Here is a 1,597-nt window from a genome sequence, read left to right on the forward strand (position 1 = left end):
AAAAAACCGTTCCGGGCCGCAGCCCGCCTGTGCGCTGTAGTAACAGCGTGTGCTATGCTGCACTGGAAGGGCAGTTGCCGATGGCTTATTGGTGGGCTTGACCCCGTTAAAAAACGTGGCACATGGGCCGATGCGCACTTGAGAGTGGTGACGCCGCCATTGCGGTGATCCCGGTTAGGAAGATGACGAACTTGCATGGCCCACGCCCTTCGGCTTGAACGGAGGAGATACCATGACAAAGTCCAAGACCGGCGACCACCCGGACCTGACGATGGTCAAACCCAATGCGGCTGCGATCGACATCGGCTCGACGATGCACATGGCGGCTGTGAACCCTGACGCCGATATCATGCCAGTGCGCGCCTTCGGGACATTCACTCAGGATTTGCACGACCTTGCCGACTGGTTCCAGTCATGCGGCGTCACCAGCGTGGCTATGGAGTCGACCGGCGTTTACTGGATACCAGCCTTCGAGATCCTGGAAGCGCATGGTTTCGAGGTCATCCTCGTGAATGCTCGCTATGCCAAGAACGTGCCGGGTCGCAAAACCGATGTCAGCGATGCCGGGTGGCTGCGCCAGTTGCATTCCTACGGTCTGCTCCGTGGCAGTTTCCGCCCTGAGGCGGAGATCGCCACCCTGCGCGCTTACATGCGGCAAAGGGAACGGCTCACTGAGTATGCCGCCGCTCACATCCAACACATGCAGAAGGCGCTGATGGAAATGAATCTGCAACTGCATCATGTCGTCTCCGATATCACCGGCGCGACCGGCATGCGGATAATCCGCGCCATCGTCGCTGGCGAGCGTGATCCGGAAGTTCTTGCCGCTTTCCGGGATGTTCGCTGTAAATCCTCGATGGATACGATCAAAGCTGCGTTGGTCGGCAACGACCGCGAGGAACACGTCTTTGCCCTGACACAGTCTCTGGAGCTTTACGACTTCTACAAGGCCCAGATTGAGACATGCGACTGGAAGCTGGAAGCGGCAGTAGCAGCTTTGACTGTCCGGGCTGAAGGTGATCTGGCTCCGCTGCCGAAGGCACGGATCAAGGGCAAGCAGCACAACGCGCCGTCCTTTGATGTGCGGGCGGCGCTTTACGGGGTGCTGGGCGCAGACCTGACGCAGATCCACGGTCTGGGCCCGTCGCTAGCTCTGAAGCTGGTGGCCGAATGCGGCACGGACCTGCGCGCCTGGAAAAGCGCAAAGCACTTCACGTCCTGGCTCTGTCTGGCTCCGGGCAACAAGATATCCGGCGGCAAGTTGCTATCCTCACGGACACGCCGGTCCTCAAGTCGTGCGGCTGCTCTCTTGCGCTTGGCAGCCGTTACGATTGGCAAAAGCGATACGGCCCTGGGCGCGTTTTACCGCCGACTGTCATCGCGCATCGGCAAGCAAAAAGCGGTGACGGCCACGGCGCGCAAGATCGCAGTCTTGTTCTACAACGCCATTCGGCATGGCATGACCTATAAGGATCAGGGTGCTGCGGCCTATGATGAACGACATCGGCAACGCGTGCTCTCAAACCTTCAACGGCGCGCCAAGACCCTCGGTTTTGCTCTGGCGCCCATTCCCGAGGCCGCGGCTGTTTCTTAGGAA

The 1,597-nt window shown here is 59.7% G+C and carries 1 protein-coding gene; it reads left to right on the forward strand.

Annotation, left to right across the window (positions count from 1 at the left end):
• The first annotated feature begins 232 nt into the window (after positions 1-232).
• Positions 233-1,594 (forward strand): IS110 family transposase, encoded by a 1,362-nt coding sequence (locus EGN72_RS00315; protein WP_127044685.1) that lies wholly within the window; start codon positions 233-235, stop codon positions 1,592-1,594.
• Positions 1,595-1,597: the final 3 nt, after the last annotated feature.

Source organism: Pseudorhodobacter sp. E13, from assembly GCF_003991405.1.
Classification (GTDB): Bacteria; Pseudomonadota; Alphaproteobacteria; order Rhodobacterales; family Rhodobacteraceae; genus Pseudorhodobacter.